This is a genomic window from Nocardioides sp. B129/18 (assembly GCF_055282735.1).
Map to the genome: position 1 here is coordinate 23,340 of NZ_JBUZJI010000027.1, position 15,176 is coordinate 38,515.

The following is a 15,176-nucleotide window of genomic DNA, read 5'->3' on the forward strand; positions in this document are numbered from 1 at the left end:
GGCACCATGTCCTCCCCGTCGAGCCCCGTGCCCGAGGGCATGCGTCCCGACGCGGCGCAGACCTGGCCCAGCCCCGAGCTCATCGACTCCTGGCTGGCCTACGACTTCCAGCTGCACCCGGGCGAGGACGTCGTCGTCGACGCCACCGACCCCGACGCCGTCGCCTCGGCGCGCCGGTTCCGCGACGTCCTGGGCCGCTTCGCCTCCGGCGTCACGGTGGTCACCGCGATCAGCAACGGCGAGCCCGTGGGGCTGACGTGCCAGTCGTTCTCCAGCGTCTCCCTCGAGCCGCCCCTGGTGCTCTTCATCCCGGCGAAGACCTCGCGGGCCTGGCCGGCGATCCAGCGCTCGGGCACGTTCTGCGTCAACTTCCTCGCCGCCGACCAGGCCGACGTCTCGAACCAGATGGCCAGCCGCGGCGCCGACAAGTACGCCGGCATCGCCTGGCACCCCGCCGCCGGCACCGGCTCGCCGGTGATCGAGGGCTCGCTGGCCCACGTCGACTGCACGATCCACGCCGTCCACGAGGCCGGCGACCACTGGGTCGTCATCGGACGCGTCGTCGCGCTCGAGGTCGGTGACGGGGAGAGCGGCGAGTCCGCCGACCCGCTGCTCTTCTTCCAGGGCCAGTACCGCACGACCCGCTGAGGTCGGCCGAGCCGGGGCCGAACCCGGTGGCGACGGCGCGAGGCCGCGTGGGAGGGTCGGGCGCGTGAGCCCTCGGATCCGCTACCCCGCGCCCCTGCGTCCCGGCGACCGCATCGGCGTCACCGCGCCGTCGGCGGGAGCCTCCGGCGCGGCCCGCGAGCGCATCGACGTCGCCGTCGAGGGGCTGCGCGCCGAGGGGTTCGACGTCGTCGTCGGCACGATGATGGACGGCACCGGCATCACCTCCGGCCCCGCGCAGCAGCGCGCCGACGAGCTCACCGCGATGCTGTGCGACCCCGCGATCCGCGCGGTCGTGCCGCCGTGGGGCGGCGAGACGGCGATCGACCTCCTCGACCTGCTCGACTGGGACGCCCTCGCCGCCGCGGAGCCCACCTGGCTGGTGGGCTACTCCGACCTCTCCACGGTGCTGCTGCCCCTCACGACCCGCCTGGGCTGGGCGACCCTGCACGGCGACAACCTGGCCGACACGCCCTACGCCGTGCCCGACGGCCTGCTGTCGTGGCGCGAGATCGCCGCCGGCACCGGTCCGCACCTGCAGCGCGACTCCGGCCTGATCGCCACCTGGGTGCGCTTCGAGCAGGACACCCGCGCCACCGTGTGGCCCGAGGTCGGACGCGGCTCCTGGACGCTGCACGGCGCGCACACCCTCGACGTCACCGGCCGCCTGATCGGCGGCTGCATCGAGACCCTGGCCAACCTCGCCGGCACGCCCTACGGCGACGTCGCCGCCTTCGGTCGCGCGCACGCCGACGACGGCCTGATCGTCTACGTCGAGGCGGCCGAGGACGCCGCCCCCACCATCTGCCGCAACCTGCACGGCCTGCGCCTGGCCGGCTGGTTCGAGCACGCGCGGGCGGTGCTGGTCGGCCGCACCAGCGCCCCCGACGGCCCGACGCTCACCCAGCACGAGGCCGTGCTCGACGCCCTCGGCCGGCTGGACCTGCCGATCGTCCTCGACCTCGAGATCGGTCACGTCCCGCCGCACCTGCCGCTGGTCAACGGCGCGCTGGCGCGGGTGGTCGTCGACGGCGAGCGTCGCGAGATCACCCAGACCCTGGCCTGAGCCGGCGCATCACCGCGCCGCCCCGTCGCCGGCGGTCAGCCGGCGCGGGCCACCTGACGTCCGATCCACGCGGCGGTGCCGGCGAGCACCGCGGGGTCGTAGTAGGCGTCGGAGTGCTCGGTGGTGAGCGTCATGGGCGTGCCGGGCTGCTGGTCGCAGGCCTTGTCGAGCGCGTTGCACACGCTGAGCACCCGGCCCGCGGCCGCGGCGGGCGCGAGCGAGGGGAGGCGCGGCGCGAGCCAGCCGTCCCAGGGCGCCTGGCCGCGGAACACGGCGTCGACGACGGCCGGGTCGTTCGCGTGGCGCGTCAGGCTGGCCAGCGTCACCACGCCGACGATGGCACGCGCGGTGGGCGTCGAGGCCGCGGGGCCGAGGAGCCGCACGAGGTAGTCGGCGACCATGCCGCCCTGGCTGTAGCCGATCACGACGATCTTCGTGGACGGGCAGGCCGCGACGATGCCGGCGAGGTCGGCCACCGCGCGCTGGGCGCCGTTCTGGGCCGAGGAGACCAGCAGGTCGATCGCGAACGAGCCCAGCAGCGGCGGCGCGATCGGCGCCGCCGGGTAGTCGTCGTACTGGAAGGAGACCGTGCGGGCCGGGCCCTGCGCGCCCGAGCGCAGCGCCGTGGCGGCGAGCAGGGCGTGGGCCGCGGCCTGCGGCCCGAAGCCGGCCGGCGAGCTGGAGCCGACGGTCTGCCCGGAGCCGCGGATGCCGTAGAGCACGACGTCGGTGCACGCCGGCGCGGGGTCGGTCGAGGCCGCCGACGCCGGCGCGGCGAGGCTCGCCGTCATCGGGGCGAGCAGCCCGAGCAGTCCGAGCAGCCGGGCGAGGACGGCACCGCGGCGCAGCGAGGGACGGGTGGGACGGTGGGCCGAGAGACGCATCCACGCATCCTGGCAGGCTCAGCGCCCTCGCCGCATCCCTCAGGGGCGACCGGTGATCATCTGGTGGATCCAGCTGCTCGTCGAGGCCACGACGCTCGAGGCCACGTACGGCGTGGTGTGCTCCTCGGTGAGGTAGAGCTTGGTGCCGGGCTCCTGGTTGCAGGCCTTGTCCTTGCTGTTGCACACCGCGAGGACGCGGCGGGCCGCCGGCCCGGTGGTGTGGCCGGGCACGTGCGAGCCCATCATCCCGTCCCACCTCGCCGCGCCGGCGAGGAGCAGCGGGGTCGCGCCCGGGTCCGTCGCGTGACGTCCGGCGCTGGCGAGGGTCACGATGCCCGCCAACGGCCTGGCGGCCTTCGCGTTGGCCGGGTCGGCCAGCGCCCGCGCCAGCAGGTCGGCCACCAGGCCGCCCTGGCTGTAGCCGATGACGACGACCCGGGTGCGCGGGCAGCGGTCGGCCGTCGACTGGAGGTCCTGGAGCGCCTGGGCGACGCCGGCCCGCGCGGAGGAGTCGATCGTGGCCTCGGCGGTCGCCGTGCCGAGCGCGTTCGGGGTGACCGGCGCGGCGGGGTAGGCGTCGTACTCGTACCCGACGGTCCGCGCTCCGGTGGAGGAGCTGCGCAGCCGGTCGGCGGCGGCGACGGCGTGGGTGCCGGCCTGCCAGCCGAAGCCGACCGGTCGGCCCTCGGAGGCCGTCACGGCCTGGCCGGAGCCGCGGATGCCGTAGAGCACGACGTCGTAGCAGGAGGAGGACGCGACCTCGGACGGCGCGGCCTGGGTGGGGACGGACAGGAGCGGGAGCGCGCAGCCGATCAGGAGAGCGGGCGCGAGGATGCGGCGCAGCAGCACAGGGGGTCCTCGGAGCGGGGGAGGGCGGGGAGGGGAGTCGGGCGAGCCTAGGGCGGGGCGGCTGGCCCGCCTCCAGGTCCAGACCTGCTGCGCTGGAGGGCCGGTGTGATGCGGGGGTGATGCGGGGGTGATGCGGGGGTGGGGAGGGGAGTCAGATGCGGGTGCGGCGGGGGTTGGCGACCATCTCGCCGGTGAGCTGCTCGAGCTCCTCGACGGCGTCGGACTCCAGCTGGGGGGCGGGCTCGAAGGTGTCCATGACCCCGATCCTAGGGAGCCCTCTCGTCGGGCACCTGTGCTCTCGGGGTGCTCGGCCTGTGACCTGTCCCACGTCGCCTGGGAGCAGCGGACGACCTCAGCCGACGAGCACCGCGCGGTGCTCGCGCGGGGTGCCGAAGAGCTGGCCGAGGGCGTGGGCGCGCTTGAAGACCAGCTGCGCGTCGTGCTCCCAGGTGATCGCGATGCCGCCGTGCAGCTGCACGGTCTCGGCGGCCACGTGCGCGGCGGCCTCGACGGCGTACGACGCCGCCACGTGGACGGCGTCGGCGGCTCCGGGCTGGTCGGTGGCGAGCGCGAAGGACGCCGCCCAGGAGGCCGAGCGGGCCATCTCGACGCGCACCAGCATGTCGGCCATCCGGTGCTTGAGCGCCTGGAAGGAGCCGATCGGGCGACCGAACTGCACGCGGGTGCGGCTGTGCTCGACGGTCATCTCCAGGCCGCGCGCCGCGCAGCCGACCGCGAGCGCCGCCACCGCGGCCGCGCCGACCAGCGCCACCCGCTCGCGGGCGGCGACGGCGTCGCCGACCGGTCGAGGCACACCCGTGGGACGCACGGTGCCCAGACGCAGCGTGGTGTCCATCGTCGGCGTCCAGGCGATCTCGGCGTCCGAGGCGTCCAGGACGCCGAGCCGGTCGCCGTCGGCGATCAGCAGGATCGACGCGCGGTCGGCGTCGACCACCCCGGTGGGCGAGTCGAGATCGACGAACGCCGCGGTCTCGCCGGCGGCCAGCCGCGGCAGGAGCTCGGCCCGGGCGTCGGCGGTGCCGCCGGCGAGGAGGGCCTCGGTGACGAGGATGCTCGAGAGCAGCGGCGTCGGGGCCAGCGCCCGGCCGAGCTCCTCGAGCACCAGCAGCGACTCCAGCAGCGAGGCGCCCGCTCCGTCGTGCTCCTCGGGCACGTTCAGCGCCGCGACGCCCACCTGCTCGCACAGCGTCGTCCAGAGGCCCGGATCGTGCCCGAGTGGCTGGGTCAGCGCTGCTCGGACAGCGGTCGGGTCCGAGCGCTTGGCGAGCACTGCGCGGACGGTGGCCAGCAGCTCGGTCTGCTCCTCGGCGAGGGCGAAGTCCATCAGGCCGCTCCGTCCTTCACCAGCGAGGCCAGCAGCACGGCCCGGTGGTGGGCCGGCCCGCCCCAGGCGCCGACCAGCGCGCGGATCCGCGTCAGCCACAGGCTGAGGTCGAACTCGGCGGTGTACCCGATGGCGCCGTGCAGCTGCAGGCCCGTGCGCGAGGCACGGTAGGCGGCCTCGGAGCAGGCGACCTTCGCGGCGGCCACCTCGCGCTCGCCCGGCGAGAGCGCGGCGCCGTCGAGGAGGGGACGGGCGAAGTCGAGGGCGATGCGGACGTCGGCCAGGGCGTGCTTGACGGCCTGGTAGCCGCCGATCTCGCGGCCGAACTGCCGCCGCTGCTTGACGTAGGCGACGGTGTCGGCGAGCACCCGCTCGCCGGCGCCGAGCAGCTCCGCGCTCGCGGCCAGGACCGCCAGGCGACGCGCGGCGTCCAGATCGCCGTGCTCGACCGGCGTGCCCGGCTCGACCTCGGACAGCGTGCGGGTGCGGTCGATGGAGACGTGCGCGGCGCCGGGCGTCGCGGTGTGCAGGACGCCGTCGCGCACGACGTAGACGGCCTCGGCCACCGCGGCGTCGACGGCGTAGGGCGCCAGCGGTGCGTCGGCCACGGTGGCCAGGCCCTCGACCTCGGCGCCGAGCGCGACCGGCAGGTAGGCGGCGGTCTCGATCCACGGGCCCGGGACGACGTGGCGGCCCAGCGCCTCGAAGGCGATCGCCAGCTCGACGGGGGAGGCGTCGGTGGCCAGGGCGGTGAGGCCCTGCTCGGTCAGGCGGTGCCCGAGCGCGAGGCCGGGGGCGTGGTCGCCGGCGGCCCAGGCGCGCGCGACGCCGACGGCGTCGGCGCCGGCGAGCAGCCGCTCGAGGGAGGCCGCGAAGTCGCGCTGGTCGGTGGTGTGCTCGAAACGCATCAGCTGCCCCTCGCCTCGCGCGGCAGGCCCAGGATGCGCTCCGCGACGATGTTGCGCTGCACCTCGTTGGTGCCCGCGTAGATGGGTCCCGAGAGGGAGAAGACGTAGCCGTCGAGCCACGTCGAGTCGAGCTCGGCCTCGGGGCCGAGCAGGTCGAGCGCCGTCTCGTGGAGCGCGACGTCGAGCTCGCTCCACCAGACCTTGTTCACCGAGCCGGCGGCGCCGATGTCGCCGCCGTCGGCCAGGCGGGTGACCGTGCCCCAGGTGTAGAGCCGGTAGGCCTGCGCGCGGATCCAGGCGTCGACGACGGCGTCGCCCGCCGAGGTCGGCGGCTCAGGGGTGCGTCGGTAGAGGTCGACGAGCCGGTCGGCGGCCGCGCAGAAGCGTCCGGGGGAGCGCATCGAGAGGCCGCGCTCGTTGCCGGCCGTGGACATCGCGACGCTCCAGCCCTCGCCCACGCCGCCGAGCACGTCGGCGTCGGGCACGAAGACGTCGTCGAAGAAGACCTCGGCGAACCCGGCCTCGCCGTCGAGCTGCGCGATCGGACGCACGGTCACGCCCGCGGCGTCGAGCGGGAAGAGGAAGTAGGTGAGCCCGCGGTGCCTCTGCGCCTCGGGGTCGCTGCGGAACAGCCCGAACCCCCAGTCGGCCATCGCGGCGCGCGAGGACCAGGTCTTCTGGCCGTTGAGCACCCATCCGCCGCGCTCGTCGTCACGGCGCGCGGTCGAGCGCAGGGAGGCGAGGTCGGAGCCGGCCTCGGGCTCGCTCCAGCACTGCGCCCAGATCCGCTCGCCGGTGGCCATGGAGGGCAGGAACCGCTGCTGCTGCTCGGGAGTGCCGTGCTCGAAGAGGATCGGCGCGAGCAGGAAGATGCCGTTCTGGGAGACGCGGCCCGGCGCTCCGGCGCGGTAGTACTCCTCCTCGAAGACCACCCACTCCACCAGCGACGCCTCGCGCCCGCCGAGCTCGCGCGGCCAGGAGACGACCGACCAGCGGTCGGCGGCCAGCGTCGCCTCCCACTCCTGGTGCAGGCGCCAGCCCTCGGGGGTGTCCATCGACGGGAGCGGCTCGGCCGGCACGTGGGCGGCCAGCCAGGCCCGGGCCTCGGCCTGGAAGGCCAGCTCGGACGCGCTGAGGGTCAGGTCCATCTCTACCTCGGGGTCTTCCTCAGCTCGGTCTTGAGGACCTTGCCGGACAGGTTGCGGGGGAGGGCGTCGAGGAGCTCGACGCGACGGGGGGTCTTGAAGTTGGCCAGCCGCTCGCGGGCGAAGGCGAGCACGGCGTCCGGCGTCAGCGCGCGGCCGGCGGGGGTATCGGCCGCGACGACGAACGCCGCGCCCACCTCGCCGAGCCGCTCGTCGGGCACCCCGACGACCGCGACGTCGGCGACGCCCTCGAGCCGGGCCAGCGCCTGCTCGACCTCGGCGGGATAGACGTTGAAGCCGCCGGAGATGTACATGTCCTTGAGTCGATCGGTGATGCGCAGGTTGCCGGCGTCGTCGAGCACGCCGACGTCACCGGTGTGCAGCCAGCCGTCGGCGTCGATGGCCGCGGCGGTGGCCTCGGGATCGTCGAGGTAGCCGAGCATGACGTGCTCGCCGCGGACGAGCAGCTCCCCGTCGTCGGCGATGCGGACCTCCATGCCCGGGATCGCGCGGCCGCAGGTGGTGGCGACGAGCTCGGCCGGATCGCCCTCGCGACACATCGTCACGACGACGGCCTCGGTCATGCCGAAGGCGGTGACGACCTGGGCGATGCCCAGCCCGCTCGGTGCGGCCTCGCGCATTCGCTCGATGAGCACCGTCGGGACGACGGCGGCGCCGGTGACGGCCAGCCGCAGCGAGGAGAGGTCGCGGGTCTCGCGATCGGGTGCGGCCAGCAGGGACTGGTAGATCGTCGGCGCGCCGGGCAGCACGGTGATGCGCTCGCGCTCGATCAGCTCGAGGGTCAGTGCGACGTCGAAGGTCGCCAGCGGATAGAGCGCGGCGCCGGTGAGCAGGCCGGTGACGATGCCGACCTTGTAGCCGAAGGAGTGGAAGAACGGGTTGACGACGAGGTAGCGGTCCTCCGCAGTGACCCCGCCGAGCTCGCCCCACACGCGGGCGACGCCGACGGTCTGGCGGTGCGCGGACATGGCGCCCTTGGGGCGTCCGGTGGTGCCGGAGGTGAAGAGGATGTCGGCGACGTCGTCGGGGGAGACCGCCTCGGCCCGCGCGTCGGCCAGGGCCAGCAGGTCGGCAGCTGGATGTGCCGCGTCGAGGAGGCCCGCGATCTCGACGACCTCCCGCACGCCGGTGAGGTCGGAGGCGGCGCGCAGGTCGGCGACCTGGGTGCGGCCGAGGAAGCCGTCGGCCACGACGACGATCGCGGCGTCGGTGCGCTCGACGAGCTCGGCGACCTCGTGGGCGGTGTAGCGGGAGTTGGCGGGAATCAGCGTGCCGCCGGCATAGGTGACGGCCAGCGCGGCCACCACCCACTCGACGCTGTTGGGCGCCCACACCACCGCGCGGAAGCCGGCGGGCAGGTCGTGGGCGAGGTAGCGGGCCGCGACGGCGCGCACGTGCTGGTGCAGCGCGGCGAAGGACACCGTGCGCTCGCCCTCGACGTAGGCGGGTGCGTCGCCGTGACGGGCGGCCGCCGCCTGCAGGGCCCGGGGGATCGTCTCCAGGTTCCTCACCTCACTCGCCCAACCAAACAATTGCTTGGTAGCGTAGCACCCGTGGACCTGACCTACTCCGCTGCCGACGAGGCCTTCCGGGCCGAGGTGCGCGCCTTCCTCGAGGACCACCTCGCCGGGGAGTTCCGCGGGCTCAAGGGCCTCGGCGGCCCCGGCCGCGACCACGAGGCCCTGCCCGAGCGCCTGGCCTGGAACCGACACCTGGCCCGCGAGGGCTGGACGTGCGTCGGCTGGCCTACCGAGCACGGCGGCCGCGGCCTGAGCCTGTGGCAGCAGGTGATCTTCCACGAGGAGTACGCCCGAGCCGACGCGCCCGGCCGCGTCAACCACCTCGGCGAGGAGCTCATGGGCCCCACCCTCATGGCCTTCGGCACCCCCGCGCAGTGCGCGCGGTTCCTCCCGCCGATCCTCGCCGTCGAGGAGCTGTGGGCGCAGGGCTACTCCGAGCCCGGCGCCGGCTCCGACCTCGCGAACGTGCAGACCCGCGCCCGGCTCTCCGAGGACGGCTCCCAGTGGGTGCTCGACGGGCAGAAGGTCTGGACCTCCAACGCCCACTTCTCCCAGTGGCTCTTCGTCGTCGCCCGCTCCGAGCCGGGCTCCCAGCGCCACCAGGGCCTCTCGTTCCTGCTCGTGCCGATCGACCAGCCCGGCGTCGAGGTGCGGCCCATCGAGCAGCTCACCGGCGGCTCCGAGTTCAACGAGGTCTTCCTCGCCGACGCCCGCACCGACGCCGACCTCATCGTCGGCGAGCCCGGCCAGGGCTGGGGCGTCGCGATGGGCCTGCTCGGCTTCGAGCGCGGCGTCTCCACCCTCGGTCAGGTCGTCGGGTTCGCCCGCGAGCTCGACGCCGTCATCGACCTCGCGCAGGCCAACGGCGCCTGGGACGACCTCGTCCTGCGCGACCGCCTCGCGCAGTCGAAGGTCGAGCTCGAGGTGATGCGCGCCAACGCGCTGCGCGTGCTCTCGCTGGTCACCGGCGGCGACGACTCCGCCGCCGGCGGCGGCGCGGGCTCGATCTTCAAGCTGGTCTGGGCGAACTGGCACCGACGCCTCGGCGAGCTCGCGATGGAGGTCGTCGGCACCGGCGGTCTGCTCGCCGACGCCGCCCCCTACGAGCTGTCCGCCTGGCAGCGCATCTTCCTGTTCTCCCGCGCCGACACCATCTACGGCGGCAGCGACGAGGTGCAGCGCAACATCCTGGCCGAGCGCGTGCTCGGCCTTCCCCGCGAGCCCCGAGGATGACCTGAGCCCCATGAGCCCCACCGCCCGCCCCGTCCAGCCCACCCCCGACTACGTGCCCGGCCACGGCCTGCTCGCCGACCGCACCGTCGTCGTCACCGCCGCCGCCGGCGCCGGCATCGGCGCGTCGGTGGTGCGCCGCGCCCTCGAGGAGGGCGCTCGCGCGGTCGTCTTCTCCGACACCCACGAGCGACGCCTCGCCGAGGCCGAGGAGGCCCTGGGTGCGGAGTTCGGCTCCGAGCGGGTGCGCTCGGTGGTCTGCGACGTCACCGACGAGGCGCAGGTGCAGCACCTGCTCGACGTCGCCGACGAGGTGGGCGGCGTCGAGGTGATGATCAACAACGCCGGCCTCGGTGGCACCGCGTCGGTGCTGGAGATGACCGACGAGCAGTGGAGCCGCGTCCTCGACATCACCCTCACCGGCACCTTCCGCTGCGTGCGGGCCGTCGGCCAGCGGATGGTCGCCGCCGGCACCCGCGGCGTGATCGTCAACAACGCCTCGGTGATCGGCTGGCGCGCCCAGGAGGGCCAGGCCCATTACGCCGCGGCCAAGGCCGGCGTCATGGCGCTCACCCGCTGCGCCGCCCTCGACCTCGCCCCGCACGGCATCCGCGTCAACGCCGTGAGCCCGAGCCTGGCGATGCACCCGTTCCTGGCGAAGGTCACCTCCGACGAGCTGCTCCACGAGCTCACCCAGCGCGAGGCCTTCGGCCGCGCCGCCGAGCCGTGGGAGGTCGCCAACGTGATGATCTTCCTGGCCTCCTCCTACTCCTCCTACCTCACCGGCGAGGTGCTCTCGGTGAGCAGCCAGCACGCCTGAGCGAGGATGCCTGCCATGACGCCCGCCTCCCGCCCCGCTGCTGGCCCAGCCCCCGACGCATCCTCCGACGCCGTCCCCTCGCGCCGCGAGGAGCTGCTGCGCCTGGCGGCCCGCCTCTTCGCCGAGAAGGGCTTCACCAACACCACCGTCCGCGACATCGCCGACGCCGCCGGGATCCTGTCGGGCAGCCTCTACCACCACTTCGACTCCAAGGAGTCGATGGTCGACGAGATCCTGCGGACCTTCCAGGACGGCCTGTTCGCCGCCTACGACGACATCCTCGGCAGCGGAGACGACGCCCGCACCAAGCTCGAGCGCGCCGTCCGGCTCTCCTTCGACGCCATCCACGAGCACGGCGACGCCGTGGCGATCTTCCAGAACGACGCCGCCCACCTCGGCGCCTCCGAGCGCTTCGCCTACCTCGCCGAGCGCAACGCGCAGTCGCGGCAGGTGTGGATGACGCTGCTCGAGGAGGGCGTGCGCACCGGCGTCCTGCGCGCCGACCTCGACCTCACGCTCACCTACCGCTTCATCCGCGACACCGTGTGGGTGGCGGTGCGCTGGTACCGCCCAGGCGGCCAGCACGCCCACACCGAGATCGCCGACCAGTACCTCACGATCCTGCTCGACGGCATCGCCGCCGGCTGACGCCCGTCCCGCACCCTCCCGAGAGCGAGTCCCCCCATGCCCGAGGCCTACCTCGTCGACGCCGTCCGCACCCCCGTCACCCGACGCGGCGGCGCGCTGGCCGGCGTCCACTCCGCCGACCTCGCCGCGCACGTGCTGAGCGCGCTCGTCGAGCGCACCGGCCTGGACGCCGGCGCCGTCGACGACGTCATCCTCGGCTGCTGCGACACCATCGGCTCCCAGGCCGGCGACGTCGCCCGCACCGCGTGGCTCGTGGCGGGCCTGCCCGACCACGTGCCCGGCGTGACCATCGACCGCCAGTGCGGCTCCTCCCAGCAGGCCGTGCACTTCGCCGCCCAGGGCGTCATGTCCGGCACCCAGGACCTCGTGGTCGCCGGCGGGGTGCAGAACATGTCGGCCATCCCGATCTCCGCGGCCATGCTCGTCGGCCAGCAGTACGGCTTCAGCACCCCCTTCGCGGAGTCGCCGGGCTGGCAGGCGCGCTACGGCGACGTCGAGGTCAGCCAGTTCAGCTCCGCGGAGATGATCGCCGAGCGGTGGGACGTCACCCGCGAGCAGATGGAGCAGTTCGCGCTCGCCTCCCACCAGCGCGCGCTCGCCGCGATCGCCGAGGGCCGCTTCGCCGGCGAGATCGCCCCGATCACCCTGCCCGACGGCACGGTCGTCGACACCGACTCCTGCCCACGCGAGACGACGCTGGAGAAGATGGCCGGCCTGCAGCCGCTGGCGCCCGGCGGACGCATCACCGCGGCCGTCGCCTCCCAGATCTGCGACGGCGCCTCGGCCGTCCTCGTCGCCTCCGAGCGCGCCGTCGCCGAGCACGGCCTGACGCCGCGGGCACGGGTGCACCACCTCTCGGTGCGCGGCGACGACCCCGTCTGGATGCTCACCGGCCCGATCGGCGCCACGCGTCACGCCCTCGAGCGCACCGGGCTCTCGGTCGACGACATCGACCTCTTCGAGTGCAACGAGGCGTTCGCCTCGGTGGTGCAGGCGTGGATGAAGGAGCTCGACATCCCGCACCAGAAGGTCAACGTCAACGGCGGCGGCATCGCGCTGGGCCACCCGATCGGCGCCACCGGCACCCGGATCATGACGACCCTGCTGGGCGAGCTCGAGCGCACCGGTGGTCGCTACGCGCTGCAGACGATGTGCGAGGGCGGCGGCCAGGCCAACGTGACGATCCTCGAGCGGCTCTGACCCCGCTGCTGCCTCTCGCCCGGGCTGGCCGGGCTGGCCGGGCTGCTCAGCCGACCGGGGGAGCGTCGGCGGAGTAGACCTGGCCGGGGCGGCGCGGCCCGACGACCAGGCTGATGAGGAGGCCGAACCACGCCACGACGACCAGGGCGCCGGCGCCGAAGGCCAGGGCGTAGCTCACGTCGAGCAGGGCGTCGGAGGGCCCGAAGGCCCGGGTCAGCACCGACACGTGGCTCTCCTCGGTGTCGCCGAAGTCGGGCAGGAACAGTCCGAAGACGAAGAGCCCCAGCCACACCATCCACTGCCAGAAGACCTCGGGCCGGGAGAGCCGCCGCGGGCGATCGCGCTTGAGGAGCGCGAGGACCGTGGTGATCAGCAGCGCCACGCCCACGACCAGCACGACCGGCAGCAGCACCAGGGCGAACCAGCCGAAGACGCCGAAGACGACGCGGCCGAACCAGGCCCAGGCCAGCAGCAGCAGGTTGAGGGGGATCATCGCCAGGAGGGTCCGGCGTCCGGTGATCGTCTCGCTCACGTCGGGAGCGTAGGGGAGCCGGAGCGGTGTCGTCCGGCGTTCGCGGGAGCCGTCTCAGGCGTGCACGTCGCTGCGTGTCTGCGCACTGCATCTTCTCGCAGGAACGTTCCGTTGACGCAGATCGTCCGGTGGCGCGAGGTTCAGCACGCCGATCCGGCGCCGCCACGGCGCCCGCACCCCGGGTCGACGTCCCCTCACGGATCCCTCGCAGCAGGGATCCCTCGTCAGTAGGAGTGTCGCGTGAAACGACTCCTCGTGGGCGCCCTCGGCGTCGCCCTCGCCCCCGCGCTGGCCACCGCCAGCCTCACCGCCGCCCAGGCCGCCGCCCCGGGAACCCCGGGTGCCTCCGACCACGGCACCGCCCGCACCACCAGCCTCGACGCCGGTCGTCAGGTCAGCCCCGCCGTGGCGCAGCGTCGCGCCCGTGACACCGCCCGCAGCCTGGTCGCACGCCGCTCGTCGGTGCTCAAGCCCTCGGCCCACGACGACTTCGTCGAGCGGAGCGCGCAGACCTCCCACGGCCTGTCCTACGTCGCCTACGACCGCACCTACCGCCACCTGCCGGTCGTCGGCGGCGACTTCGTCGTCACCACGAACGCCGACGGCGCGCTGCTCGGCACCAGCGTCGCCCAGACCCGCCCGGTCAGCCTCGCCTCGGTCACCCCGAAGGTCGCCCGCGGCACCGCCCGCGGCACCGCGCTGCGCCAGGTGCGCTCGGGTCGCTACGACTCCGCCACCCGCCTCGTCGTCGTCCAGCGCGGCACCAGCCACCTGGCCTGGGAGACCACCGTCCGCGGCATCCGCGACGGCGAGGCCTCCCGCCTGACCGTCGACGTCGACGCCCTCACCGGCACGGTCCTGCGCACCCAGGAGCACATCGCCGAGGGCACCGGCTCCTCGGCCTACGCCGGCACCGTCTCGATCCCGACCTCGGGCAGCGGCTCGTCGTTCTCGATGAAGAACAGCAACGCCTCGTCGCTGGTCTGCCAGGACGCCGCGACCAACACCACCCTCACCAAGTCCACCGACAGCTGGGGCACCGGCGTCGCGACCTCGAAGGAGACCGGCTGCGTCGACGCCTTCTACGCCGCCGAGCAGGAGCGCCAGATGCTCAGCACCTGGCTGGGCCGCAGCGGCATGGACGGCGCCGGCGGCTGGGTGCCGATCCGCGTCGGCCTCAACGACGTCAACGCCTACTACGACGGCACCCAGGTGCAGGTCGGCCACACCCAGACCGGCAGCAAGTGGATCGGCTCGATCGACGTCGTCGCCCACGAGTTCGGCCACGGCGTCGACGACCACACGCCCGGTGGCATCTCCGGCGGCAACACCCAGGAGTTCGTCGCCGACACCTTCGGCGCCTCCACCGAGTGGTTCGCCAACAACCCCACCGACAAGCCCGACTTCACCGTCGGCGAGCAGGTCAACCTCGTCGGCTCCGGCCCGATCCGCTACATGTACGACCCGTCGCTGGCCGGCGACGACAACTGCTACTCCAGCAGCACCCCGACCCAGGAGGTCCACGCGGCCGCCGGCCCGGGCAACCACTGGTTCTACCTGCTCGCGGAGGGCACCAGCCCCACCAACGGCCAGCCCACCAGCCCGACCTGCAACGGCTCCTCGGTCACCGGCATCGGCATCCAGAAGGCCATGACGATCATGTACAACGCGATGCAGCAGAAGACCTCTGCGTCGTCGTACCTGAAGTACCGCACCTGGACCCTCACCGCGGCCAAGAACCTCTACCCGACCTCGTGCACCGAGTTCAACGCCGTGAAGGCCGCCTGGGACGCCGTCAGCGTCCCGGCCCAGGCCGGCGACCCGACCTGCACCGCCGGCGGCGGCACGGGCGGCGGCACCGGTGGCGGCACCGCCACCTGCACCGCCACGGGCAACAAGCTGCTCAACCCGGGCTTCGAGTCCGGCACCACCTCCTGGACGGCCAGCACCGGCGTCATCACCACCGACACCGGCGAGGCCGCCCGCTCGGGCAGCTACAAGGCGTGGCTGAACGGCTACGGCTCGGCGCACACCGACTCCGTCACCCAGTCGGTGACGATCCCGTCGGGCTGCAAGGCCACGCTCAGCCTCTACCTGCACGTCGACACCGCCGAGACCACCACGGCCACGGCGTACGACAAGCTCACCGTCAAGGCGGGCTCGACCACGCTGGCGACCTACTCGAACCTCAACGCGAACACCGGGTACGCGCTCAAGTCCTTCGACGTCTCCAGCCTGGCCGGCCAGACGATCACGGTCTCGTTCTCCGGCACCGAGGACGCCTCGGCCCAGACGAGCTTCGTCATCGACGACACCGCGCTGACGCTCAGCTGATCCTGGGC

Annotated in this window: 14 protein-coding genes; 7 read left to right on the top strand and 7 right to left on the bottom strand. The window is 73.9% G+C overall.

Annotated features, from left to right (window positions below):
• Window positions 1-6: 6 nt before the first annotated feature.
• The gene (locus tag ACZDWJ_RS16505; protein ID WP_463522666.1) at window positions 7-648 is read left to right on the top strand and encodes a flavin reductase family protein; all 642 of its coding nucleotides are present in this window, start codon (window positions 7-9) and stop codon (window positions 646-648) included.
• A gap of 64 nt (window positions 649-712) precedes the next feature.
• The gene (locus ACZDWJ_RS16510) at window positions 713-1,732 is read left to right on the top strand and encodes a S66 family peptidase (RefSeq protein WP_463522668.1); all 1,020 of its coding nucleotides are present in this window, start codon (window positions 713-715) and stop codon (window positions 1,730-1,732) included.
• Window positions 1,733-1,767: 35 nt separating this feature from the next.
• On the opposite strand, the gene ACZDWJ_RS16515 is transcribed toward ACZDWJ_RS16510, so the two are convergent.
• The 6 genes from ACZDWJ_RS16515 to ACZDWJ_RS16540 form a co-directional block, all read right to left on the bottom strand.
• Entirely contained in the window at window positions 1,768-2,616 is an 849-nt protein-coding gene (locus tag ACZDWJ_RS16515) for a cutinase family protein (protein ID WP_463522670.1), read from the bottom strand.
• A gap of 39 nt (window positions 2,617-2,655) precedes the next feature.
• Window positions 2,656-3,465 carry a cutinase family protein gene (locus tag ACZDWJ_RS16520; RefSeq protein ID WP_463522672.1) on the bottom strand — a complete coding sequence of 270 codons (810 nt, stop codon included), beginning with the start codon at window positions 3,463-3,465 and terminating at the stop codon, window positions 2,656-2,658.
• Between the two features lie 352 nt (window positions 3,466-3,817).
• Window positions 3,818-4,810 (bottom strand): acyl-CoA dehydrogenase family protein, encoded by a 993-nt coding sequence (locus ACZDWJ_RS16525; RefSeq protein ID WP_463522674.1) that lies wholly within the window; start codon window positions 4,808-4,810, stop codon window positions 3,818-3,820.
• Complete coding sequence (locus tag ACZDWJ_RS16530; protein WP_463522676.1) at window positions 4,810-5,718, bottom strand: acyl-CoA dehydrogenase family protein; 909 nt, start codon at window positions 5,716-5,718, stop codon at window positions 4,810-4,812. Before ACZDWJ_RS16530 ends, ACZDWJ_RS16525 begins: the two co-directional genes overlap by 1 nt.
• On the bottom strand, window positions 5,718-6,866 hold the full coding sequence (locus ACZDWJ_RS16535) for an acyl-CoA dehydrogenase family protein (protein ID WP_463522678.1): 1,149 nt from the start codon (window positions 6,864-6,866) through the stop codon (window positions 5,718-5,720). The genes ACZDWJ_RS16530 and ACZDWJ_RS16535 overlap by 1 nt, the downstream gene beginning before the upstream one ends.
• 2 nt (window positions 6,867-6,868) lie before the next feature.
• Window positions 6,869-8,395 (bottom strand): FadD3 family acyl-CoA ligase, encoded by a 1,527-nt coding sequence (locus ACZDWJ_RS16540; RefSeq protein ID WP_463522680.1) that lies wholly within the window; start codon window positions 8,393-8,395, stop codon window positions 6,869-6,871.
• 42 nt (window positions 8,396-8,437) lie between these two features.
• Here ACZDWJ_RS16540 and ACZDWJ_RS16545 point away from each other — a divergent pair, with 42 nt between their 5' ends.
• The 4 genes from ACZDWJ_RS16545 to ACZDWJ_RS16560 are packed head-to-tail and all read left to right on the top strand — an operon-like array spanning window position 8,438 to window position 12,302.
• Window positions 8,438-9,637 (top strand): acyl-CoA dehydrogenase family protein, encoded by a 1,200-nt coding sequence (locus tag ACZDWJ_RS16545; protein ID WP_463522682.1) that lies wholly within the window; start codon window positions 8,438-8,440, stop codon window positions 9,635-9,637.
• 10 nt (window positions 9,638-9,647) lie between these two features.
• Window positions 9,648-10,454 carry an SDR family oxidoreductase gene (locus ACZDWJ_RS16550; RefSeq protein ID WP_463522684.1) on the top strand — a complete coding sequence of 269 codons (807 nt, stop codon included), beginning with the start codon at window positions 9,648-9,650 and terminating at the stop codon, window positions 10,452-10,454.
• 15 nt (window positions 10,455-10,469) lie between these two features.
• Complete coding sequence (locus ACZDWJ_RS16555; protein WP_463522686.1) at window positions 10,470-11,102, top strand: TetR/AcrR family transcriptional regulator; 633 nt, start codon at window positions 10,470-10,472, stop codon at window positions 11,100-11,102.
• Window positions 11,103-11,138: 36 nt separating this feature from the next.
• Window positions 11,139-12,302, top strand: coding sequence for an acetyl-CoA C-acetyltransferase (locus ACZDWJ_RS16560; protein ID WP_463522688.1), 1,164 nt, complete (start codon window positions 11,139-11,141; stop codon window positions 12,300-12,302).
• A gap of 46 nt (window positions 12,303-12,348) precedes the next feature.
• On the opposite strand, the gene ACZDWJ_RS16565 is transcribed toward ACZDWJ_RS16560, so the two are convergent.
• Entirely contained in the window at window positions 12,349-12,834 is a 486-nt protein-coding gene (locus tag ACZDWJ_RS16565) for a hypothetical protein (protein ID WP_463522690.1), read from the bottom strand.
• A 240-nt stretch (window positions 12,835-13,074) separates the two neighbouring features.
• On the opposite strand from ACZDWJ_RS16565, the gene ACZDWJ_RS16570 reads away from it, so the two are divergent.
• Window positions 13,075-15,168 carry a M4 family metallopeptidase gene (locus ACZDWJ_RS16570; RefSeq protein ID WP_463522692.1) on the top strand — a complete coding sequence of 698 codons (2,094 nt, stop codon included), beginning with the start codon at window positions 13,075-13,077 and terminating at the stop codon, window positions 15,166-15,168.
• Window positions 15,169-15,176 lie beyond the last annotated feature (8 nt).

Excerpts from the sequence above, each read along its gene's own strand:
- ACZDWJ_RS16525 (WP_463522674.1), bottom strand. The coding sequence starts at position 4,810 with ATGGACTTCGCCCTCGCCGAGGAGCAGACCGAGCTGCTGGCCACCGTC.
- ACZDWJ_RS16555 (WP_463522686.1), top strand. The coding sequence starts at position 10,470 with ATGACGCCCGCCTCCCGCCCCGCTGCTGGCCCAGCCCCCGACGCATCC.
- ACZDWJ_RS16560 (WP_463522688.1), top strand. The coding sequence starts at position 11,139 with ATGCCCGAGGCCTACCTCGTCGACGCCGTCCGCACCCCCGTCACCCGA.
- ACZDWJ_RS16505 (WP_463522666.1), top strand. The coding sequence starts at position 7 with ATGTCCTCCCCGTCGAGCCCCGTGCCCGAGGGCATGCGTCCCGACGCG.
- ACZDWJ_RS16550 (WP_463522684.1), top strand. The coding sequence starts at position 9,648 with ATGAGCCCCACCGCCCGCCCCGTCCAGCCCACCCCCGACTACGTGCCC.
- ACZDWJ_RS16535 (WP_463522678.1), bottom strand. The coding sequence starts at position 6,866 with ATGGACCTGACCCTCAGCGCGTCCGAGCTGGCCTTCCAGGCCGAGGCC.
- ACZDWJ_RS16515 (WP_463522670.1), bottom strand. The coding sequence starts at position 2,616 with ATGCGTCTCTCGGCCCACCGTCCCACCCGTCCCTCGCTGCGCCGCGGT.
- ACZDWJ_RS16530 (WP_463522676.1), bottom strand. The coding sequence starts at position 5,718 with ATGCGTTTCGAGCACACCACCGACCAGCGCGACTTCGCGGCCTCCCTC.